The sequence below is a fragment of the Bacillus luti genome (assembly GCF_009739945.1).
Taxonomy (GTDB): Bacteria; Bacillota; Bacilli; order Bacillales; family Bacillaceae_G; genus Bacillus_A; species Bacillus_A luti.
In genome coordinates this window covers 4,359,514-4,381,500 of the sequence record NZ_CP040336.1, presented here as the reverse complement: position 1 = coordinate 4,381,500, position 21,987 = coordinate 4,359,514, and the positions used below count along the sequence as shown (strand labels likewise).

The 21,987-nt window shown below is 36.1% G+C and carries 25 protein-coding genes and 4 riboswitches; of the genes, 22 read left to right on the top strand and 3 right to left on the bottom strand.

Annotated elements, in window-relative coordinates; genetic code table 11:
* Nucleotides 1–149 precede the first annotated feature (149 nt).
* Entirely contained in the window at nt 150–482 is a 333-nt protein-coding gene (locus tag EUC40_RS22210; RefSeq protein WP_001137829.1) for a hypothetical protein, read from the bottom strand.
* A gap of 5 nt (nt 483–487) precedes the next feature.
* Complete coding sequence (locus tag EUC40_RS22205; RefSeq protein WP_001056040.1) at nt 488–1,648, bottom strand: SH3 domain-containing protein; 1,161 nt, start codon at nt 1,646–1,648, stop codon at nt 488–490.
* Between the two features lie 269 nt (nt 1,649–1,917).
* A riboswitch (TPP riboswitch) is annotated at nt 1,918–2,029 on the top strand.
* A 59-nt stretch (nt 2,030–2,088) separates the two neighbouring features.
* Nucleotides 2,089–2,191: riboswitch (TPP riboswitch) on the top strand.
* 85 nt (nt 2,192–2,276) lie between these two features.
* On the opposite strand from EUC40_RS22205, the gene tenA reads away from it, so the two are divergent.
* The 18 genes from tenA to kdpDN all read left to right on the top strand — a co-directional run bounded on the left by tenA (nt 2,277) and on the right by kdpDN (nt 17,401).
* A complete protein-coding gene (gene tenA, locus EUC40_RS22200; RefSeq protein ID WP_156576635.1) occupies nt 2,277–2,972 on the top strand; it encodes a thiaminase II in 696 nt (231 codons plus the stop codon).
* Complete coding sequence (locus EUC40_RS22195) at nt 2,941–3,690, top strand: ABC transporter ATP-binding protein (RefSeq protein WP_001256823.1); 750 nt, start codon at nt 2,941–2,943, stop codon at nt 3,688–3,690. Before tenA ends, EUC40_RS22195 begins: the two co-directional genes overlap by 32 nt.
* Nucleotides 3,687–4,442 carry an ABC transporter permease gene (locus EUC40_RS22190; protein WP_116758517.1) on the top strand — a complete coding sequence of 252 codons (756 nt, stop codon included), beginning with the start codon at nt 3,687–3,689 and terminating at the stop codon, nt 4,440–4,442. Before EUC40_RS22195 ends, EUC40_RS22190 begins: the two co-directional genes overlap by 4 nt.
* The gene (locus EUC40_RS22185) at nt 4,439–5,440 is read left to right on the top strand and encodes an ABC transporter substrate-binding protein (protein WP_071711526.1); all 1,002 of its coding nucleotides are present in this window, start codon (nt 4,439–4,441) and stop codon (nt 5,438–5,440) included. Before EUC40_RS22190 ends, EUC40_RS22185 begins: the two co-directional genes overlap by 4 nt.
* A gap of 10 nt (nt 5,441–5,450) precedes the next feature.
* Nucleotides 5,451–6,071 carry a thiazole tautomerase TenI gene (tenI, locus tag EUC40_RS22180; RefSeq protein ID WP_071711527.1) on the top strand — a complete coding sequence of 207 codons (621 nt, stop codon included), beginning with the start codon at nt 5,451–5,453 and terminating at the stop codon, nt 6,069–6,071.
* Nucleotides 6,064–7,173 carry a glycine oxidase ThiO gene (gene thiO, locus EUC40_RS22175; RefSeq protein WP_156576634.1) on the top strand — a complete coding sequence of 370 codons (1,110 nt, stop codon included), beginning with the start codon at nt 6,064–6,066 and terminating at the stop codon, nt 7,171–7,173. Before tenI ends, thiO begins: the two co-directional genes overlap by 8 nt.
* A gap of 15 nt (nt 7,174–7,188) precedes the next feature.
* Entirely contained in the window at nt 7,189–7,392 is a 204-nt protein-coding gene (gene thiS / locus EUC40_RS22170; protein ID WP_156576633.1) for a sulfur carrier protein ThiS, read from the top strand.
* 2 nt (nt 7,393–7,394) lie between these two features.
* Nucleotides 7,395–8,165 carry a thiazole synthase gene (gene thiG / locus EUC40_RS22165; protein WP_156576632.1) on the top strand — a complete coding sequence of 257 codons (771 nt, stop codon included), beginning with the start codon at nt 7,395–7,397 and terminating at the stop codon, nt 8,163–8,165.
* Nucleotides 8,158–9,177: a thiazole biosynthesis adenylyltransferase ThiF gene (gene thiF / locus EUC40_RS22160; RefSeq protein WP_156576631.1), complete on the top strand. Its 1,020-nt coding sequence runs from the start codon at nt 8,158–8,160 to the stop codon at nt 9,175–9,177. The genes thiG and thiF overlap by 8 nt, the downstream gene beginning before the upstream one ends.
* 6 nt (nt 9,178–9,183) lie before the next feature.
* On the top strand, nt 9,184–9,996 hold the full coding sequence (thiD, locus tag EUC40_RS22155; protein ID WP_156576630.1) for a bifunctional hydroxymethylpyrimidine kinase/phosphomethylpyrimidine kinase: 813 nt from the start codon (nt 9,184–9,186) through the stop codon (nt 9,994–9,996).
* A 244-nt stretch (nt 9,997–10,240) separates the two neighbouring features.
* Nucleotides 10,241–10,388, top strand: a riboswitch (cyclic di-AMP (ydaO/yuaA leader).
* A 93-nt stretch (nt 10,389–10,481) separates the two neighbouring features.
* The gene (locus EUC40_RS22150) at nt 10,482–10,868 is read left to right on the top strand and encodes a hypothetical protein (protein WP_071711531.1); all 387 of its coding nucleotides are present in this window, start codon (nt 10,482–10,484) and stop codon (nt 10,866–10,868) included.
* Nucleotides 10,869–10,884: 16 nt separating this feature from the next.
* On the top strand, nt 10,885–11,115 hold the full coding sequence (locus EUC40_RS22145; protein WP_071711532.1) for a hypothetical protein: 231 nt from the start codon (nt 10,885–10,887) through the stop codon (nt 11,113–11,115).
* A 261-nt stretch (nt 11,116–11,376) separates the two neighbouring features.
* Nucleotides 11,377–11,522: riboswitch (cyclic di-AMP (ydaO/yuaA leader) on the top strand.
* Between the two features lie 97 nt (nt 11,523–11,619).
* A complete protein-coding gene (locus EUC40_RS22140) occupies nt 11,620–11,724 on the top strand; it encodes a SipW-dependent-type signal peptide-containing protein (protein WP_000887889.1) in 105 nt (34 codons plus the stop codon).
* Complete coding sequence (gene kdpF / locus EUC40_RS22135) at nt 11,721–11,801, top strand: K(+)-transporting ATPase subunit F (RefSeq protein ID WP_000972378.1); 81 nt, start codon at nt 11,721–11,723, stop codon at nt 11,799–11,801. Before EUC40_RS22140 ends, kdpF begins: the two co-directional genes overlap by 4 nt.
* Before the next feature lie 19 nt (nt 11,802–11,820).
* Nucleotides 11,821–13,488 (top strand): potassium-transporting ATPase subunit KdpA, encoded by a 1,668-nt coding sequence (gene kdpA, locus EUC40_RS22130; protein ID WP_156576629.1) that lies wholly within the window; start codon nt 11,821–11,823, stop codon nt 13,486–13,488.
* Nucleotides 13,489–13,501: 13 nt separating this feature from the next.
* A complete protein-coding gene (kdpB, locus tag EUC40_RS22125) occupies nt 13,502–15,592 on the top strand; it encodes a potassium-transporting ATPase subunit KdpB (protein WP_156576628.1) in 2,091 nt (696 codons plus the stop codon).
* Nucleotides 15,593–15,608: 16 nt separating this feature from the next.
* Nucleotides 15,609–16,190 (top strand): K(+)-transporting ATPase subunit C, encoded by a 582-nt coding sequence (kdpC, locus tag EUC40_RS22120; RefSeq protein WP_156576627.1) that lies wholly within the window; start codon nt 15,609–15,611, stop codon nt 16,188–16,190.
* A gap of 56 nt (nt 16,191–16,246) precedes the next feature.
* Nucleotides 16,247–17,401, top strand: coding sequence for a KdpD-like non-kinase potassium sensor (gene kdpDN / locus EUC40_RS22115; protein WP_156576626.1), 1,155 nt, complete (start codon nt 16,247–16,249; stop codon nt 17,399–17,401).
* 25 nt (nt 17,402–17,426) lie between these two features.
* Here the strand turns inward: kdpDN and EUC40_RS22110 are convergent, their stop codons facing one another.
* Nucleotides 17,427–18,608, bottom strand: coding sequence for an MFS transporter (locus EUC40_RS22110; RefSeq protein ID WP_156576625.1), 1,182 nt, complete (start codon nt 18,606–18,608; stop codon nt 17,427–17,429).
* Nucleotides 18,609–18,760: 152 nt separating this feature from the next.
* On the opposite strand from EUC40_RS22110, the gene EUC40_RS22105 reads away from it, so the two are divergent.
* The 4 genes from EUC40_RS22105 (at nt 18,761) to EUC40_RS22090 (ending at nt 21,984) form a co-directional block, all read left to right on the top strand.
* Nucleotides 18,761–19,210, top strand: coding sequence for a MarR family transcriptional regulator (locus tag EUC40_RS22105; protein WP_395592623.1), 450 nt, complete (start codon nt 18,761–18,763; stop codon nt 19,208–19,210).
* Nucleotides 19,211–19,338: 128 nt separating this feature from the next.
* On the top strand, nt 19,339–20,193 hold the full coding sequence (locus tag EUC40_RS22100) for a patatin-like phospholipase family protein (protein ID WP_156576623.1): 855 nt from the start codon (nt 19,339–19,341) through the stop codon (nt 20,191–20,193).
* A gap of 199 nt (nt 20,194–20,392) precedes the next feature.
* Nucleotides 20,393–20,794 carry a hypothetical protein gene (locus EUC40_RS22095; RefSeq protein ID WP_156576622.1) on the top strand — a complete coding sequence of 134 codons (402 nt, stop codon included), beginning with the start codon at nt 20,393–20,395 and terminating at the stop codon, nt 20,792–20,794.
* Between the two features lie 116 nt (nt 20,795–20,910).
* Nucleotides 20,911–21,984, top strand: a complete 1,074-nt coding sequence (locus EUC40_RS22090) for an ABC transporter permease (RefSeq protein ID WP_156576621.1) — start codon at nt 20,911–20,913, stop codon at nt 21,982–21,984.
* The last annotated feature ends 3 nt before the right edge of the window (nt 21,985–21,987 follow it).

Genomic DNA, 21,987 nt, shown 5'->3' with positions numbered 1-21,987 from the left:
AATTAAGATGAGAAATAACATTCCATAAAGGAGAAGTTGTGCAGTATAACTTCCTTGTATACCGAAAAAAGTATTCATTTTTTCATATAAATTCAATATATATTTCATTGGAGTATCTTTGAAAGATTGGTACACAGTGTCTCCTCTTTCTAAGCTTCTTGTTCATGTTTTTTATTATTAGGGACATTCACGTATCTAGCTATGAATAATAAAATAGCCATAAAAAATACAGGAAATACGGTAGATAAATACAAACCGTTACTAATTACATTTGTTATAAGGGCACTTAATAGAAAAAGAGCGTTATAAATGTGTGCAATTTTTTGTTTTAGTTGCACTTGGAATGATTCCATCATAATTTCTAAAGTAACAAAAGCAATGATAATAGATAAAAATACAGTGTTTGTATTATAAATGATTAAACAACAGATTAAGCCTAAAAAGGCCAAGTATTCAATTAAGAGAGGTATATTGCGTGGCATACAATTTACCTAACTAAATATGGCAGTGGATTGACTGCATTTGTTTTTTCAAAATTCCATTCTCCATTGTGTAACTCAAAGTGGAGATGTTGTCCGTATGAATGCCCTGTATTTCCCATATGACCTAATAGTTGTCCAGTTTGTACTTGATCACCGGCTTGTACAGTGCGATCTTTCATATGAGCATAAACTGTTGTATATAATTTCCCATTAATTTGATGGGCGATGAACACGACATTACCATAACTAGCCGAATAATAAGACTTCACAACTTTACCTGCAGCGGCAGCTTGAATGGATACGTTCCCTTGAGCTGCAATATCTATACCATAATGCATTTGTTCCCAGCGCATATCAAAGGTTGAGCTAACTCTTCCTTGAGCAGGGAATTTGAAAGCTGCTGGAATGGATGAAGGTTGAGCGGTTTTAGCTTGTGATTGCGGTTGGTTTTGTACTACATAGTGTTTTGCCACATATCCGTACCCTGTACCAAAACGAATTTTATACCAAGTTCCTACAGTTTCTACTACTTGCACTTGTGTACCATTTTGTAATGAACCAAGTAGAGAACTACTTGTACTAGCATTACTACGTACATTGAGTTTTGGTGTTGCAACTGTGTACTTCGTATTATTTTGAACTGTAATTCCTTTTACTAAAGGTTGTGAGCCATTAGATATGAATGCTTTTTGTACATAACCTGTTTGACCATTATGTAAAATCTTATACCATTCACCTTGTTCTTCTTGAATGGTAACGAACTTTCCATTCGGTAATACATCTAAAATTGAAGATTCTAGATTAGGTTCAGAGCGAACGTTTAATGCATTAGCATTGACGATGTATTGATTATTAGATTGAAGTTTGTTTTTTAGTAGAATAGTATCTTTTTGCACGTAACCTACTTTATTATTAACAGATACTTTATACCAATCATTCGTTTTTTCAAGTATGTTCACTTTCGTATTAAAGCGGATTTTATCAATAGATACGCTATTTATATTGTCTTCTTTATGTAAAGTTGCTTGATCCACTTTGACATATCCAGTTTTAACATTAGATAATTGTTCAGCATTTGCTTTTTGTACATTTGTTTCTCCCATAGAAGGTAGTAAAGAAGCAATTGCGACAGTAGTTGCTGTTAGAGCAGTAGCTTTCATATTCATATAATAGAGACCTCCTCTAGTTGTATAGTTGTAATTTTATTATAGTATAAAGATATAATATAGTGGGTTTATTCACATAAATGTAATATGAAATCAATATAAAAATAAATTTTTTGAGAATAATTATTTCTTTTTATCCAATTAATTAGGATATTGATTTTGAAAATAAAATATAAGTGTTGTATAGCTTTGTTATTTTGTTGACAATTAAGAAAATTAAAACAGTTGATGATGTCTTATGACGATGTTATACTGACAGTGATAATTTTATAGTTTGCTAGGAGAGCTGGTGTTGCCAGCTGAGAGTGGGCCGTAAGCCTTTGATCCTTTTCATTACCTGATCTAGATTATGCTAGCGTAGGGAAGCAATTCGGACAATAACTATGAGTCCCCGTTTCTTTGCGTATAGAAACGGGGCTTTTTGATTTAAAAATTTCATATTGAACCACTAGGGGTGCTTGATGTGCTGAGAGAGGAATAATCCTTAACCCTTACAGACCTGATCTAGGTAATACTAGCGAAGGGAAGTGGAACATCGAATAAATGTATAATTTTATTTGCTGTAACCACTTCTTATATAGAGAAGTGGTTTTTTATTTAAATACACATATTGAAAGGGGAAATAGTAATGAAATTTTGCGATAGATTATTAGAAACTGTGCAACCTGTTTGGGAGAAAAGTCATAATCATCCGTTTGTAGTAGGTATGGGGAATGGTACGTTAGAAAAAGATAAATTCCAATATTATATTATACAAGATTATTTGTATCTGCTAGATTATGCAAAGCTATATGCGATTGGTGTTGTAAAAGCAACGAATCCACAAATAATGGGAAAGTTTGCTGAACAAATTGATGGAATATTAAATGGAGAAATGACGATTCATAAACAATATGCAAAAAGACTGGGTATTTCTGTAGAAGAAATGGAATCTGCAAAACCATCAGCTAAAAATTTAGCTTATACAAACTATATGATGTCAGTATCTCAAAATGGAACACTGGCAGAATTAATAGCAGCACTTCTTCCGTGTATGTGGAGTTACTGGGAGATTGGAAAGCGTTTAAATGATATTCCTGGAGCGAGAGATCATGAGTTCTTTGGTGAGTGGATTCAAGGATATAGTTCTGAAGAATACGGTAATCTTTGTATTTGGTTAATAGATTTATTAAATGAAATGGCAGCTGGGAAGTCAGAGAAAGAACTAGACCGATTAGAGGAGATTTTCTTATATTCCAGTCGATTTGAATATTTATTCTGGGATATGTCCTATCGTAAGGAGATGTGGGGATTTGAGGAGCAAGAACATACTACAGTTTCATAATGTTTCTTTTCATTATGATGAGAAACCGATCATCAATGAATTAAATGCTTCTATACAAGAGAAAGAATTTGTAAGTATTATCGGACCAAGTGGTTGCGGGAAAAGCACTTTATTTCGCCTTATTACAGGCTTAGAAGAAGCAAGTGCTGGACAAATAGAGCTGACAGAAACAAAGAGTCACCCTGTAGGATATATGCCTCAAAAAGATATGCTTTTGCCGTGGAGAACAATTATTGAAAATGCTGCCCTGCCACTAGAGTGCCAAGGTGTACCAAAGAAAGAAGCGCAAGTGAAGGCAAAGGAACTGTTACATAAATTCGGTTTACAAGGATATGAGGAAAAATACCCGAAAGATTTATCTGGCGGTATGAGGCAGCGCGTATCTTTTATCCGAACTTTATTAACAGGCGGGGAAATATTATTACTAGATGAACCGTTTAGTGCATTAGATGCCTTAACGAAGGCATCATTGCAAGAATGGTTGTTTGAACAATGGAAAGAGTGGGAAAAAACAATTTTATTCATCACTCATGATGTTGAAGAAGCGCTATTCCTTTCGAATCGAATTTTAGTAGTGGAGGAGCAGCCGATAATGACATTGACTGAGCGGATTGTGCCACTTGATCATAATCGAACACGAAAGGATTTATATAAACCGGACGTGTTAGCGCTGAAAGAGGAGCTTCTTAGTATGTTACAAAGGCAGGTACTTGTATGATAAGCCGATTGAAAGAATTAGTTCCTGCCATTACTCTTTCAAGTATTTTACTCGTTATGTGGGAAATAGGAGCAAGAATTGTAGATGAGATGTACATTTTACCGTCACCGTCTGCAATTGTAATAAAGATATGGAAACTAAAAGACATATTATTTACGGTTCATTTACCGGCAACGTTATACGTCGTTTTAATAGGTGTTGTTATTTCTATCGTACTAGGTGTGGGACTCGCAATGTTAATGAATGCGAGTACATGGATGGAAAGAGCATTTTATCCATTATTAGTTGCCTCACAAACGATTCCGATTACTGCGCTTGCTCCGCTCTTCGTTTTATGGTTTGGATACACAATCTGGAGTAAAGTCGTTGTTACAGTTTTAATTACGTTTTTCCCGATTGCGGTCAATACGTACGATGGACTGCGTAGTACGAAAAAAGAATGGGAGGAGCTCTTAGTTACATATGGAGCAACGAAAAAAGATGTTTTTCTTAAGTTAAAGTTGCCGTCTGCTCTTCCTTATTTTTTCTCAGCTTTAAAAATTGCAGTTCCGCTTAGTGTCATTGGGGCAGCAATTGGAGAGTGGCTTGGTGCACAAGCTGGGCTTGGATATTTCAGTAAGAGAATGATGACGCAGTTAGACGGGGCTGGTGTATTCGCACCCATTGTATTGTTATCATTATTAGCTATTTTCTTCGTCATACTTATTTCCATATTAGAAAAGAAATTCATTAGTTGGAGGAAGCATTCATGAAATTATTAAAACGCATCTTTGTGTTCACATTATTAGTTGCAATGATTGCAGGATGTTCGAGTAATTCAGCATCCGATAAAAGTAAAAAAGAAAAAGAAATAACGGTCATGCTTGATTGGTATCCAAATGCGGTGCATAGCTTTATTTATGCAGCAATTGAAAAAGGATACTTTAAAGAAGAAGGAGTAAAGGTAAATATTAAATTCCCTTCTAATCCGACTGATCCATTAACGTTAGCGGCAGCAGGGAAAGTGACAGTTGGCCTGTATTATCAGCCAGATGTTGTTATGGCAAGAGCAAATGAACAAATTCCAGTGAAGTCAATTGGGGCTGTCGTACGTTCCCCATTAAATCATGTCGTATCGCTGAAATCAGCAGGTATTCAATCACCGAAAGATTTAGAAGGTAAAACAGTAGGTTACTCTGGAACGCCTTTAAGTGAAGCGTATTTAAAAACGATGATAAAAGAAGATGGTGGTAATCCAGATACAGTGAAAGTAGTTGATGTTGGATTTGATTTAGTGCCAGCGTTAATTACGAAAAAAGTAGATGCTGTAACAGGAGCATACATTAACCATGAAGTACCTGTTATGCGTCATGAAGGTCATGAACCAGCGTACTTTAATCCAGCTGATTACGGCGTACCGAATTATCATGAGCTTGTGTTTGTAACAGGTGATAAAACGTTGAAAAAAGATAAAGAAGCGCTGCAAGCCTTTTTACGTGGGGCGAAAAAAGGGTATGACTTTATGAAGAAAAACCCTGATGAAGCATTAAATATTTTATTAGATCATCAAGAAAAAGAAAACTTCCCGCTTGTGCCAGAAGTTGAAAAAGAAAGTATGAAAATTTTATTAGAGAAGATGGAAACGAAAGATGAGCCATTCTTATCAGATTCAAAAGAGTCTTGGGAGAAACAAAATAAATGGCTGAAAGACAAAGGAATGACGAAGGAAATTGTTCCAGCCGATGAGCTATTCGAAAATATTTTAAAGTAGGCGAATGAATATGAAAAATGAGCTCCACGTAATCTCAAATGGCCATATGCCATTCGAAGAGTTAGTGAATGTAGCGATGCAAATTGAGAGTGAGATTGATTATTTGCATATTCGTGAGCGTGAGAAAAGTACGAAGGAATTATATGAAGGGGTGGAAAGCCTTTTAAAAAAAGGCTTTCCGGCATCTAAACTTGTTATAAATGACCGAATTGATATTGCTATTTTATTAAATATACCGCGTGTGCAGCTAGGATATCGAAGCACGGATGTAAGGTCAGTGAAAGAAAAGTTTTCGTATTTGCATGTTGGTTATTCCGTACATTCTTTAGAAGAAGCGATAGAGGCTTTTAAGAATGGTGCTGATTCGCTCGTTTATGGTCATGTATTCCCAACAGAGTGTAAAAAAGGTGTGCCAGCGAGAGGGCTAGAGGAAATTTCCGGCATTGCAAAGAGCTTATCGATCCCGATTATAGCTATTGGAGGAATTACTCCTGAAAATACAAGGGATGTTCTTGCAAGTGAAATAAGTGGAATTGCTGTTATGTCTGGAATTGTAAGTGATAGTAACCCGTATAGCAGAGCGAAATCTTATAAGGAATCAATAAGAAAGTGGGCGGGGAAACATGTGTGAGAAGTATGATGTAGCAATTATTGGCGGTGGTGTAATTGGCAGTTCAGTTGCACATTTTCTAGCAGAAAGAGGACATAAAGTAGCAATTATAGAGAAGCAGAGGATTGCATCGGAAGCTTCGAAAGCTGCTGCTGGCTTGCTCGGTGTTCAGGCAGAATGGGATGCGTATGATCCGCTATTTGAACTTGCTAGAGAAAGCCGTGCTATATTCCCACAACTTGCAACAGCTTTACGTGAAAAGACGGGTATTGATATTGGATATGAGGAAAAAGGAATATATCGCATTGCCCAAAATGAAGGTGAGAAGGAAAGAATTCTTCACATTATGGATTGGCAGCAGAAAACAGGTGAGGATTCCTATTTTCTAACAGGAGACCATTTACGAGAAAAAGAGCCATTTCTATCCGAATCAATTATCGGAGCGGTATATTATCCGAAAGATGGTCACGTTATTGCACCAGAGCTTACGAAAGCATTTGCACAGTCTGCAGCCATTTCCGGTGCTGATATATATGAACAGACAGAGGTACTTGATATTCGTATTGAAAATAATAAAGTGACTGGAATTGTTACGAGCGAAGGTATTATCACGTGCGAGAAAGTCGTTATTGCAGGAGGTTCATGGAGCACGAAGCTACTAGGACATTTTCATCACGATTGGGGTACATATCCAGTTAAAGGAGAAGTCGTTGCAGTAAGAAGCAGGAAGCCACTATTGAAAGCTCCTATTTTCCAAGAAAGATTTTATATCGCACCGAAACGTGGTGGTCGTTATGTAATAGGGGCAACGATGCATCCTCATACGTTCAATAAAACTGTGCAGCCAGAAAGTATTACTTCTATATTAGAGCGTGCTTATACAATATTGCCGGCTTTAAAAGAGGCAGAGTGGGAAAGTACATGGGCTGGATTAAGGCCACAATCGAATCATGAAGCTCCTTATATGGGAGAGCATGAAGAAATAAAAGGTTTATATGCTTGTACTGGGCATTATCGAAACGGTATTTTATTAAGCCCTGTTTCTGGTCAGTATATGGCTGATTTAATAGAAGGAAAGCAGGAGAATCACTTGCTAGATTCATTGCTTTCTAAAACGGTTTAGAAGGGGGATGGAAGTTTGAATTTAAAAATTAATGGTAACCAAATGGAAGTGCCAGCGAGTGTGAAAACAGTAGCTGAGCTACTTATACATTTAGAGTTAGATAACAGAATTGTTGTAGTAGAGCGTAATAAAGATATTTTACAAAAAGATGATCATACAGATACATCTGTTTTTGATGGAGACCAAATTGAGATTGTAACTTTCGTAGGAGGCGGTTGATTATGTTAAACATTGGACCATTTTCATTTCAGTCTAGACTTTTATTAGGAACAGGTAAATTCCCTAATTTTGATGTACAGCAAAAGGCAATTGATGTATCTGAGGCTGAGGTTTTAACGTTCGCAGTACGTCGTATGGATATTTTTGACGCGAAGCAACCAAATTTATTAGAGAAACTTGATATAAAAAAATATACGTTACTACCGAATACAGCAGGGGCAAAAAATGCTGAAGAAGCTGTTCGAATTGCAAAATTAGCAAAAGCTTCAGGACTTTGTGACATGATAAAAGTAGAAGTTATTGGTGATGATAGAACGTTACTACCTGATCCGGTAGAAACATTGAGAGCATCTGAAATGTTACTAGAAGAAGGGTTTATCGTACTTCCGTACACATCTGATGACGTTGTACTAGCACGTAAATTACAAGAATTAGGTGTGCATGCAATTATGCCAGGAGCATCACCAATTGGCTCAGGTCTTGGTATTGTAAATCCGTTAAATTTAAGTTTCATTATTGAACAAGCGACGGTACCAGTTATCGTTGATGCTGGTATCGGTAGCCCAGCTGATGCGGCATTTGCGATGGAATTAGGAGCAGATGGTGTGTTATTAAATACAGCGGTGTCTGGTGCGAAAGACCCTATTAAAATGGCACAGGCAATGAAATTAAGTATTGAAGCAGGACGTTTAGGATTTGAAGCAGGTCGTATTGCTCGCAAACGTTGTGCAACTGCAAGTAGTCCTTTAGAAGGAATGAGCGTAGTTGAATAATCGATATTCTCGCCAAGAACTATTTTCTCCAATTGGAGAAGAAGGACAACAAAAAATAAGAGAAAAGCATGTACTCATTATTGGTGCGGGTGCACTAGGTAGTGCAAATGCAGAAATGTTTGTAAGAGCAGGCGTTGGCACAGTAACGATTGTTGACCGGGATTATGTCGATTGGAGTAATTTACAAAGGCAGCAATTGTATGCAGAGAGTGATGTAGAAAATAACCTTCCAAAGGCTGTAGCGGCAAAGAAACGTCTAGAAGAGATTAATAGTGAAGTAAGAGTAGAAGCTCTCGTTCAAGATGTAACAGCTGAAGAGCTAGAAGAACTCGTTATAAACGTTGATGTAATAATTGATGCGACTGATAATTTTGAAACACGTTTTATTGTGAATGATATAGCGCAAAAATATTCTATTCCATGGATTTACGGGGCATGTGTAGGGAGTTACGGCCTTTCTTACACCATTCTTCCTAGTAAAACGCCATGTTTATCTTGTTTATTACAATCGATTCCGCTTGGCGGAGCGACATGTGATACAGCGGGCATTATATCGCCTGCTGTATCTCTTGTCGTTTCTCATCAAGTAACGGAAGCTCTGAAACTGTTAGTAGAAGACTATGAATCGCTTCGAGATGGACTTGTGTCGTTTGATGTATGGAAAAATGAATATTCATGTATGAATGTGCAAAAGCTCCGTAAGCATAATTGTCCTTCGTGCGGAGAAAATGCATTATATCCTTATTTAAATAAAGAAAACACATCGAAAACAGCAGTTTTATGCGGGAGAAATACAGTTCAAATTAGACCACCTTATAAAGAGGATATGGATTTTGAACGATACAAAGAGTTGCTGAATGATCGTGTGAAGGATTTAAATGTAAATCCATATTTATTATCATTTTCTGTGGAAGACAAGAGATTAGTTGCTTTTAAAGATGGTCGTGTACTTGTACATGGAACGAAAGATATAAGTGAAGCAAAAACAATTTATCATCGCTATTTTGGATAGAAAAGGATGAGTGGGATGAAAGTAAATAAAGCTTTAACAATTGCAGGATCTGATAGTGGCGGCGGTGCCGGCATTCAAGCAGATTTAAAAACATTCCAAGAGCTTGGTGTGTACGGGATGACGGCTATTACGGCAATTACTGCTCAAAATACGCTTGGCGTGCAAGGGGTATATCCTGTTCCGTTAGAAGGTATTACGGAACAGCTGAATTCAATTGGTACGGATTTAACACCAGATGCTGTGAAACTAGGAATGTTATTTAGCAGTGAAATTATTCAAATTGTGGCAGAACAGATTAAGAAATTTGGCTGGAATAATATTGTACTAGACCCAGTTATGATTGCTAAGGGCGGTGCGTCATTATTACAGCAAGAAGCAGTACAAGCATTAAAAGAATATTTATTACCAGTAGCAACTGTTATAACGCCGAATGTTCCTGAAGCAGAAGTGTTAACTGGGATGGAGATTCATAATATTGAAGATAGTAAGGAAGCTGCGAAGGTATTGCACGAATTAGGTGCTAAATACGTGCTTATGAAGGGCGGACACGCAGAGTATCAAGGGAATGAAGTAATTGATTTACTCTTTGATGGAGAAGAGTTTATTGAATTTAGAAGTGAACGAATTCCTTCGAAACAAACGCACGGAAGTGGCTGTACATTCGCGTCTGCAGTTACAGCTGGACTTGCGAAAGGATACTCGATGGAAGAGGCAGTTCAAGAAGCGAAACGATTTATTAGTATAGCAATTGAAAATCCGTTGAATATCGGTAGTGGTCATGGACCGACGAATCATTTTGCGTATAAAGTGAAACTATAATCAGTGTGGGGGGTTCATCCCCTACTGATGATTAGTTGAACCAATCGGGCGTTTACGGGCAGTTGATCTGCCACCTAACTTCTTTGCTCCAGCCGAATTTTGAGGTGGAAGTTTTACTGCCCGTTAATGCGGGATAAAGTGAATAAAACGAGTGTGTAGGTAAGTAAAAAGTCAGTTTTATAACTGGCTTTTTTTCTGTTTACTTTTTCCAAATATAGGAGTAATATATCAGCCAGAATATATTTTTTGTAATACGCTGAGTCCAATTATATGGAGCGGAGGAACCAATTTGTGCAGTGTCACTTGGGGTGAATCTTTCAATTTTGAAAGTAGGGCTACTCTCAAAGTCCGAATCCGACAGCTAACTTCGTAAGCGTCTTGAGAGAGGACGGTGCCATGATGGATACATCACTTCATCGATCTGATTAGTATAGGGGAATATCAATCTATGCTTGGGTTCTTTTATGCTAAGGAGGATGAGGTACATGGAACTAACACTTATTTGTGTTGGAGAAGAAAGCAAGGTAAATAGTTTAATAGATTTAGTAGCCTTTCAACATGAGTTAATTATTTTTACAGCAAATGAAGAGATAGCGGCTGAAGTGAGGAATTGTGGGTTTGACTGGACGTATAGTTGTAGTAAAGAGCAGGATTTTACTAGTATTTGTGAGTGTATTAAGAAGGTGATTTTACTAGGGGATGAGCTTCCAATCATTAGTTTCTTTACAGAACACATTCGCTTTTCTTTTCAAGCACCTATTACTGTTGTTACAAGGAATAAACGATATCCAGCGAGGCTCTATGAAGCAATTGGAGCTACATTTGTCGTGTTTACGAATTGTGATAATATTGCTTTTTTATTTTTTGAATAGGGTGGGGGAAAAGAAGATGAAGGTGTTGTTACTAGGAGATATAGCGAATCGTTGGGCAGTATCGGTAGATCGAGTTCAAGAATTGGTGGTGCTCGATCCTATTTTTCCAAGGCCATATATCATATTGCCATCGAAAGATGCTTTATATTTAAAAACAGATGTTATCGAATATGAGCAGCTCCATTCAGAATTGTCACAAGTTTATATTCGCGGGAGAAATTTGCGTACATTTTTACGAGGAGACTAAAAGTTGAATGAAAAAAGAGCGAATGCGAAGTGCAACAAGCTATGCACTTCATGTCATTCGCTCTTTTTATTTCGTATTTAAAAGATCATTTCTGTGAAAAATAAAGAAAAGGCGAGAAAATAGATGAAATAATATTAATAATACTCAATGTAAGCGTTTAAATAGATGGATATTTTCTTATTTTCAGTAATTTAGCTCTTTACAAGTAAAAAATAGAGGAGTATATTTACTCTCATAAATCATTCATAAAATTTCCAAAAAAACCTAAAATCGCTGAGTTCCAGAAATGGAGCGGGGGAACCAATTTTGTGCATCGTCACTTGGGGTGAATCTTTCAGTTTTGAAAGTAGGGCTACTCTTTAGGCCCGAATCCGACAGCTAACCTCGTAAGCGTTTAGAGAGGAGGTTTACTTTGTGTTGTTCATTTCGAACACTAAGTAGAGCTTAGTGTTCTTTTTTAATATTTTAATGGAAAATTTTAACAAAAAGAAGTGAGGGATAGTTATGTTAGATGTTGTAATGATCGGGATTTTTGTTGTGTTAGTCGCATCGATGGCAAGTCTTGCGAGTTGGTCAGATAAAGTTGTGAAAGAAGGTAAGCAATCATGATGATTGCCTTATCGGTTATTGTTGCAGCAATTACGGTGTACTTAGTGTATGCATTATTAAATCCGGAAAAGTTTTAATTAGGGGGAGTCATTCATTATGATCTGGGTTGCAGTCGTTATTACAATGCTATTGTTTATTCTTGTGGCAAAGCCAACGGGAATTTATTTAGAGAAAGCCTTTCAAGGTAGTAAAAAGCTAGATAAAGTATTCGGGCCTTTTGAAAAACTTATTTTTAAAATTACGGGTGTAAAAGAATACAATCAAACGTGGAAACAGTACGCACTATCATTAGTTTTATTAAATGGATTTATGATTGTTGTCGTGTATTTCATTTTCAGACTACAAGGAGTATTGCCATTAAATCCAGCACACATTGAAGGAATGGAGCCTACGCTTGCTTTTAATACAGCAATTAGTTTTATGGCTGATACAAACTTACAGCATTATAGCGGTGAAAATGGTTTATCTTATTTATCACAATTAATTGGAATTACATTTTTAATGTTTGCAGCACCAGCAACGACGTTAGCACTCGTTATGGCATTTATAAGAGGACTTGCTGGAAAAGAACTCGGTAACTTTTTCGTTGATTTTACGAGAGCACTAACGAGAGTATTTCTTCCTATCGCATTTATTGCGGCACTATTCTTTGTCGCACTTGGTGTACCACAAACGTTAGACGGGGCAGTTACAGCACAAACAATTGATGGGGCAAAGCAAAGTATATTACGCGGACCTGTTGCATCATTTGTTTCAATTAAGGAACTTGGGAATAACGGTGGTGGATTTTTCGGAGCAAACTCTACACATCCTTTTGAAAACCCAGGACAAATGAGTAATATTTTGCAAATGATGCTTATGATGTTATTGCCAACAGCACTTCCATTTACGTACGGACGAATGGTAGGGAATAAAAAGCAAGGGCGCATCCTTTTTGTTTCACTATTCATGGTGTTTCTACTAGGATTTATAACGATTACGACATCTGAACTAAACGGGAATCCGGCATTAAATGGAATGGGTATTGAACATGTACAAGGAAGTACAGAAGGAAAAGAAGTAAGGTTCGGAACTGTATTCTCTTCTCTTTATGCGACTGTAACGACAGCTGCTGAAACAGGGGCTGTTAATACGATGCACGATACGTTAACACCAATTGGCGGGTTAGTTCCACTTGTAAATATGATGTTAAATACAGTGTATGGCGGCGTTGGAGCAGGTTTTGTGAACATTATTATGTATGCGATTATCGCAGTGTTTATATCTGGGTTAATGGTTGGACGGACACCAGAGTTTTTAGGTAAGAAAATTGAGGGTAAGGAAATGAAATTAATTGCGGTAACAATTTTATTTCATCCATTGCTCATTTTAGGATTTTCAGCATTAGCTCTTTCAACAAGTTTAGGGACGGATGCTATTTCTCATTCCGGTTTCCACGGTTTGACGCAAGTGGTATATGAATATACATCGTCAGCTGCGAATAACGGATCTGGATTTGAAGGATTAGCGGATAATACACCGTTTTGGAATATTACAACTGGTTTAGTTATGTTTTTAGGCCGCTATTTCAGTTTAATTACGATGCTAGCTGTTGCAGCTTCATTGAAAGAAAAGACGGTTGTACCAGAAACAGTCGGAACGTTCCGTACGGATAATAGTTTATTTGGCGGCATTTTCATCGGAACAATTGTAATTGTCGGTGCATTAACATTTTTCCCGATGTTAGTACTCGGTCCAATTGCAGAATTTCTTACATTGAAGTAATGGAGGGTAAATGATGAGACCGGTAGTAGTAAAAGAAAAAAGAGTAAATGAGTCACAAATACATGCTGTAGAAGATGAAGTTAGACAAGCGAAAACGATGGATCGTGATATCGTGATACATGCGATGAAACAATCCTTTGCGAAATTGAGTCCGAAAGTCATGATCAAGAATCCGATTATGTTCGTTGTGGAGATTGGATTTATCATTACGTTCATTTTATCGTTTCTTCCAAGTCGTTCTAGTAGTGTACCAGGATGGTTTAATATAACTGTTTCTCTTATTCTATTATTTACAGTTTTATTTGCTAACTTTGCAGAAGCATTAGCGGAAGGACGGGGGAAAGCACAAGCCGATTCTTTAAAACAGTCGAAGAAAGATGTTTTTGCAAATGTTGTAAAAGAAAATGGAGACATTGTTCAAGTTTCAGCAACGGATCTGAGAAAAGGTGATGTTGTTATTGTAAAACAAGGAGAAATGATTCCAAGTGATGGGGAAGTAATAAAAGGATTAGCGTCTGTCGATGAATCTGCGATTACAGGGGAATCAGCTCCTGTAATAAAAGAAGCGGGTGGTGATTTTTGTTCCGTAACAGGCGGTACGATGGTCGTAAGTGATGAAATTACGATTGTCATTACGAGTAATCCTGGTGAATCATTTATTGATAAAATGATTTCGTTAGTTGAAGGAGCTGCTCGTCAAAAAACGCCGAATGAAATTGCTTTAAATACAGTATTAACGAGTTTAACGCTTATTTTCTTAATCGTTGTTGTGACATTACCGATTTTTACGAACTATTTAGGGTTTCAAATTGATACAGCTGTACTTGTCGCATTGTTAGTTTGTTTAATTCCAACGACAATTGGTGGGTTATTATCAGCAATTGGTATTGCTGGAATGGACCGCGTGACAAAGTTTAACGTGTTAGCAATGTCAGGGAAAGCAGTAGAAGCTGCGGGCGATATTAATACAATTATTTTAGATAAAACGGGTACGATTACTTTCGGGAACCGAATGGCTCATACATTATTACCTGTAGGAAATGAAACGATTGAGCAAGTAGGGAAATGGGCTGCGATTAGTTCAGTTTTAGATGAAACACCAGAAGGTCGATCTGTTATTGAATATGTAAAAACGAAATCTCTATCATATGATAGGGCACTTGCAGAACAAGGTGAATTTGTTCCATTTAAAGCAGAAACGAGAATGAGTGGTGTTGATTTACAGGACGGAACGAAAGTGAGAAAAGGTGCTGTAGGTAGCGTGATTGAATGGGTTAGATCACAAGGTGGAACAATTCCGAAAGATGTAAATCAAAAAGCAGATTTCATTTCAAAAGAGGGCGGAACACCACTTGTCGTTGCAGTGGATAATCGTATTTACGGTTTAATCTATTTAAAAGATACTGTAAAACCTGGTATGCGTGAACGTTTTGAACAGTTGCGCCAAATGGGGATTAAAACGGTTATGTGTACAGGGGATAACCCATTAACAGCGGCAACGATCGCAAAAGAAGCTGGAGTAGATGAGTTTGTTGCTGAGTGTAAACCAGAAGATAAAATTGCTGTTATTAAAGCAGAGCAAGAGAAAGGGAAACTTGTAGCGATGACAGGTGATGGTACAAATGATGCTCCAGCATTAGCGCAGGCGGACGTTGGATTAGCGATGAATAGTGGTACGACAGCTGCGAAAGAAGCAGCGAATATGATTGATTTAGATTCGAACCCAACAAAAATTATTGAGGTTGTAGGAATCGGTAAGCAATTATTAATGACACGTGGTGCGTTAACGACGTTTAGTATTGCGAATGATATCGCAAAATATTTTGCAATCATTCCAGCAATGTTTACACTTGCAATTCCGCAAATGGAAGCATTAAACATTATGAAACTAACATCACCACTGTCAGCGATTTTATCAGCATTAATATTTAATGCAGTTATTATTCCATTACTCATTCCATTGGCGATGAAAGGTATCGCATATAAACCGATGAGTTCGAATGCATTACTTGGCCGAAACCTACTTATTTATGGGCTGGGCGGAGTGATTGTACCGTTCATTGGAATTAAAGTAATTGATATAATTGTCGGCTTGTTCATATAAGGAAGAGGGGAAAAAGATGGCGAAGAAACAAAGTATACTATCACCAATCATCCGTATTACTTTTACATTTTTAGTGTTGTGCGGACTTGTATATCCGCTGATTGTTACTGGTATTGCACAAGCAGTAATGAAGGATAATGCGGATGGAAGTCTAATATATAATGATAAAAATGAAGTGATTGGCTCTAAATTAATCGGTCAAAATTTCACAGATCCACGTTATTTTCATGGGCGTGTCTCTAGTATTGAATATAAAGCAGAAGCGTCTGGTTCAAATAACTATGCACCGTCTAATCCAGATTTAGAGAAACGAGTAGAGAAAAGTATTGAAGAGTGGAAGAAACAAAATCCGAGCGTTCCAGTTACAGAAGTACCGATTGATTTAGTGACAAATTCAGGTTCAGGGCTTGATCCTGACATTAGTCCGAAGGCAGCTTCTGTGCAGGTAGATCGCATCTCGAAAATAACGAATATTCCGAAAGAAACGCTAGATCAATTGATTAAAGATCAAGCGGAAGGTGCGGCACTTGGCTTATTTGGAGAAAACCGCGTGAACGTTTTAAAGCTAAATTTAGAATTACAGAAACTAATGAAATAGTAACAGTGCTACCTCAATCTAACGGATTGAGGTAGCGTTGTTTCGAAAGAAAGGTTGTGATTGTTTTGTATGCGGATGACTATAAACCAACTTTTCAGAGGCGAACACCAGAAGAGTATTTAGAATATATTCGTCAGCAAAATCGCGGGAAGTTAAAGCTATATGTAGGAGCAGCTCCAGGAGTAGGGAAAAGTTATAAAATGCTTTTTGATGCTAGGGAAATGCAAAAAGATGGAACTGATATTGTAATTGGTTTAATTGAAACACATGGCAGAAAAGAGACAGAAGAAGCAATTGCTGATTTAGAAAAAGTACCTTTAAAAGAAATAGAGTATAAAGGGAAAGTGTTTTATGAACTTGATGTGGAAGGAATTATAAAGCGTGCGCCGCAAGTAGTTGTAGTGGATGAACTTGCACATAGTAATATTCCCAGCTCTAAAAATAAGAAGCGTTATATGGATGTACAAGAATTGTTAGAGGCTGGTATATCCGTATTGTCAGCGTTTAATATTCAACATTTAGAAAGTGTTCATGACATTGTAGCTCAAATTACAAATGTAAAAGTAAGAGAACGAATTCCAGACTTTATTTTACAAAAAGCAAATGAAATTCAGCTAGTTGATGCAACGCCGGAAGTACTTCGGAAGAGGTTAATAGACGGAAAGATATATAAAGAAGAAAAAATTCAGCAAAGCTTACAAAATTTCTTTACGCTTAACAATTTAGGAGCACTCAGGGAATTATCGCTTCGTGAAGTCGCTGACGATATGGACGAAAAGATTAGTCAAACAGTGATAGAACCAATCGGAGTGAAAGAAAAAATTCTCGTTTGTGTACAGTACAGTTCAACAGCAGAGAAATTAATAAGACGGGGATGGCGCATGGCTAATCGGTTAAACGCTGAATTGTATGTATTAAATGTTGAAAGAGAAAAGATAGATTCTCTTTCAGCTGGTAAAAAACAAACAATTGAAGAGTGGAAGACGCTCACGAATCAATTTGATGCAAGTTTTGTATTAGAAGAAGCAAAAGGGAGAAAGCCAGCGGATGTTATTATTGAAGTTGCGAAAAGATTACAAGTAACGCAAATTTTACTTGGGCAATCGGCAAGAACTCGTTGGGAAGAAATACGAAAAGGCTCGATTGTAAATGAGATTATGAGGCAAACGAGGTATATTGATATTCATATCGTTGCGGATCAAAGAGCTTAAAATAGAGCCGACCTTTTTGGGGGCTCTATTTTACTTTTTGTACAGCATGAAAGCGTAGCATTTTCATTGCATATAAAATTACAAGTAAAAACATAATTGCGCCTAGGAAGAAAATCCAAAAGTAATTTTGGTTAAATAAAAGAAATCCACCTACAAGTGGCCCTGTGCCCATACCGAGATAGCGAATAAAGTTGTACATACCGATAGCAGTTGCGCGTTCTTGTACGAATTCTTCTGTTAATAAGGTAGTGTGAGTTGGCATAGAAAGGCCCATACTAAAACCGTACAAAAATGTAACGATAATGATGAATGGGATATTGATGTTATATGTGAAAGAGAATAAAGTGACACATATAATATTGAAGAAACTAGTAATGAATAAAGCTTGCTTTGTTGTGAGACGCTTTTGCAAAAGCTTGAAGCAATAACTTCCTAACATAATAGAAAGGGACATCGGTACAAACATAAGACCAATTTCACTTGTAGTTAAGTGAAATAAATTTGTGAAAATGTTCGGTAAAAAAACGAGGAAACAAAAGTAAATACAAAATTGAATAAAGCCAATAAGAGTAATAGAAAATCCAGTTTTGTTTTTTAAGATAAACCAGTAATTTTTTTTTGAGTGCGGTTGCTTAATTACAGTTGGTTTTGTTTCTGGAAGTAGTGAAATGTTTATAATTAATAAAAGAATGGCAAGTATAGATAAAAAGAGAAATACGGATACGTGGCCATTTATACTGCCGAGATAACCACCAATGAGAGGGCCAACCGCAGGTGCGAGAGCAAGTAACATTTGATAAAGGCTCATTGCTTCACCTCGTTCTTTTCCCTCAAATAAATCACCAATAATTGTTGCGGCAACTATAGGTATAGCGGCAATTCCTACAGCTTGAATGGCTCTAAAGAATAGAAATAAATAAATGTTTGATGAAAAAGCACATCCGATTGAACCAATCGTACTAATAATTAAACTAGGAATAAGGACAGATTTTCTCCCTTTTGTATCAATTAAAGGTCCATATATGAGCTGCATAATCGCAAGAACGAATGTGAAAAGTGAAACTGTTACATTTACAAGATAAAGAGAAGTATGAAAAGAATTTTGAATCATCGGTAAGATAGGTGTGTAAATATTTTGAGCGAAGGAGCCGAGTAAGGCACTAATACAGATAACATATAAAATGAAATTTAATTTAGATTTTTTCATAATGTTAACCTCCTTGTGATTTGGTTTCCTTGGAAACTAAATTTATTTTAACACGTTTTTCTCACTTGTAAATATGAAAAAATGATTTTAAAATGGTATATAGTTAAATTGTTTCTTTGGAAACTTAGGGGGCGAACGGATTGGAACGTACAATGAAACAAATGGAAATACTTTCGGACATTCGTACACTTTTGCATAAAAAAGAAGAACATTTAAAACGACAAAACGAGAAGTTTCTTCGTGAGACAGGTGTAAGTAGTATGTCATTATCTGAGTTACATGTAATCGAATGTATCGGAAAAAATGGTTTGATGAATGTAATGGCAATTACGACAGAAATGGGCATGACGAAGGGAGCAATCTCTAAAATTTGTACAAAGTTGTTTCAAAAGCAATTCGTTGAGAAGATGCAAATGTTAGATAATCAAAAAGAAATCTTCTTCCGCTTAACGGAAAGTGGAAATGAAATATATAAAGCTCATGAAAAATTGCATAAGCAAGCTGAAGAAAAGTGGCTGTTACTTTTAGATGGATATACGAAAGAAGAGCAAGACTTTATTCAAAGGTTTATAAAGGATGTCTCAGATCATTTGGAAATATAATTGGAAGAAAAAACTCCTTTTTCTCAAGTCTTTTGAATATAATTTCTGAAAGAACTCATATATAATAGAAAAAGATACTTAACATGGTGAATAATTAAAGAGTCAATATATATAGAGGAGAGAGTAATATGCTTGAAAATACGGGGTTAGTATTAGAAGGCGGCGGTATGCGTGGTGTATATACGGGTGGGATATTAGAATACTTTATGGAACAAGATTTATATTTTCCATATGTAATCGGTGTATCAGCGGGTGCTTGTCATGCAGCGTCGTATCTTTCCAGACAAAGAAATAGAAATAAAACGGTCAATATTGATTATGCATCACATCCGAAATATTTATCGTATAAAAACTTATGGAGAAAACGTCAGCTATTTGATATGGATTTCATTTTTCATGAAATTCCAGAAAAGCATGTGCCGTTTGATTTTGAAACATACTTTAATAGCCCAGAACGTTTCCTTGTAGGAACGACGGATTGTGAAACAGGACAATCTGTTTATTTTGAGAAAGAAGGAACGAATGATGATGCACTAAATTTATTACAAGCGTCTAGTTCATTGCCTTTCATTGCGCCAGTAGTAAATTATCGTGGTAAGCAGTTATTAGATGGCGGGATTTCTGATCCAATTCCAGTTCGTAAAGCACAAGAAGATGGATTTAAAAAATCAGTCGTTATTTTAACGAGAAATCATGGTTACGCGAAGAAAAAATCAAAATTCGGATGGATTGCAGCGAAAGCTTATAAAAAATATCCGAATCTTGTTAACACTATGTTGAATCGTTATGAAGTGTATAATGAAACACTTCACTATATTGAAAAAGAAGAGCAAGCTGGTAATTTATTTGTCATCAGACCAGAGTTGCCGCTTCAAGTAGATCGTATGGAAAAAGATAAGACAAAATTACAAGGTTTATATGAACAAGGCTATGAAGATGCAAAGAAACAATTTGCAGATTTACAGTCGTTTTTGCAAAAATAATCATTAGGCTGTGGAGAAGGTGTTCTCTGCAGTCTTTTTTGTATGACTTTCTTATAACGTTACTTTTTAAAAATGTATAAATGTTTAAGTTTTTAAAGAGTTTGTAAAACATATGGAACACTTATTGAGGAGAATTTACTTGAGAAGTATTATTACGATGTAGCGCTACAAAACTATTTAATTCACGAGGTGATTGTTAATGAAGGGAAAGGTTTTTTCAATTACGACTTTAGTATTATTAGCAACATCAATCTCAACAAGTGCATTCTATTCAACTTTAAGCGGTCATAAAAGTGGTAATCTGCTATCTTACAGAGCTCAGACGACTACGAATCAAAATGCATCCCGCTGTTCAGTAGCAATTTCTTTTATTAATTCAAATGGAAGCAATTCATACATTGCAAGTGCTTCGGATAAATTAGGATCCCATGAATCTGGAAGAGCATTAAATGCTACTGTGAGTAATGGTGCATATAACGCTTTTGGTGCAAAAGGATTATACTCTGAGCATTATGCGAATGAGGATAATGACTATCAAGAAGAGATACGAAAAGGTAATTTTGATAGTAATGGAAACTTACGATTGCAAAGGAACCTTTGATAGTAATAGGAACTTACGATTATAGTGATAACAAATAAAATAGTTGTCTTTATAAATATTTGGATAAGGAGAAGGGGATGTTCATCATCTCCTTCTTATCTAAAAGGAGCCGGTTCATGTATTTAGCTTTTAAAAATATAAAAAGAAACAAACTATTTTCCGTAATTCTTCTTATATCATTTTTTATTTCTTTTCTTTCTATATCAGTAGCCGTGCTTTTAACAGAGTCTAAACGAAACTTTATAGCTGCCTTTCAAATTGGTTTTCCAGAAAAGAATCAAACGTTAACTGTTCCGATAGCGAATGAAACCGAATTGGAAGCGATAATTCCTCTCATACAAGATACTTTTGTGAAAAGTGATATTTACGTAGAAAATTTAAAAGCATTGAATAGTTCAGGTGCAATAAAAATGATAGCTGTGAACTTAAAAGATGATTATTATTGGACGCCATATATTTCTGAAGGGCAATATTTTCATCATGGGAGTTTAAATGATATGGTTGTTGGTGATCAAACCAATGTAAAAGAATTATATGAATTTGATGATACATATAAAAAAATAGGAACTATATCCAGAATAGACAGTGATGTCGGTGTAGCGGGCATATACATTCCGCTTCAAAACTTACCTACTATATCTAAACAAGGTATTATCGCTAGTAAACAATTACAGTTAACAGTTGTTAATCCTACATCAACCATCTATAACGAAATAAAGACATTTATGAATAGGAGCAAAGAAGTACTTTCGGGAGAGGTTCAAATACTGAATGAACGAGACCTTCAGGAACTAAATGTAACACATATAGATCCAGCAAATAAGTATTATTATAAATTCATTCTTGTTGCAATCGTTTCGGGCATTTCCGCAGTATTATTTTGGATTTACAAAAAAGAGAGAGAGATTTCATTAAAGAAAGCATTAGGTGCTTCTAATAGATCGATTTACTACGAACTATATATTCAAATTTTGTTTATTGCTCTAGTAGCGATGTTATTGGTTTTTCTTACGTTAGAAATATTTTCTGGAACCATTCATACGTATTTTCAAACATACTTACTAAAACCGTTAACACCGTATGTATTCATATATAATGTTGTTTTTATGATTTTTCTTACAATGTTTGTTACTGTAATTTCAATTAAGCACATTATAAATATATATCCTGGAAAATATTTAAGAACGTAGGAG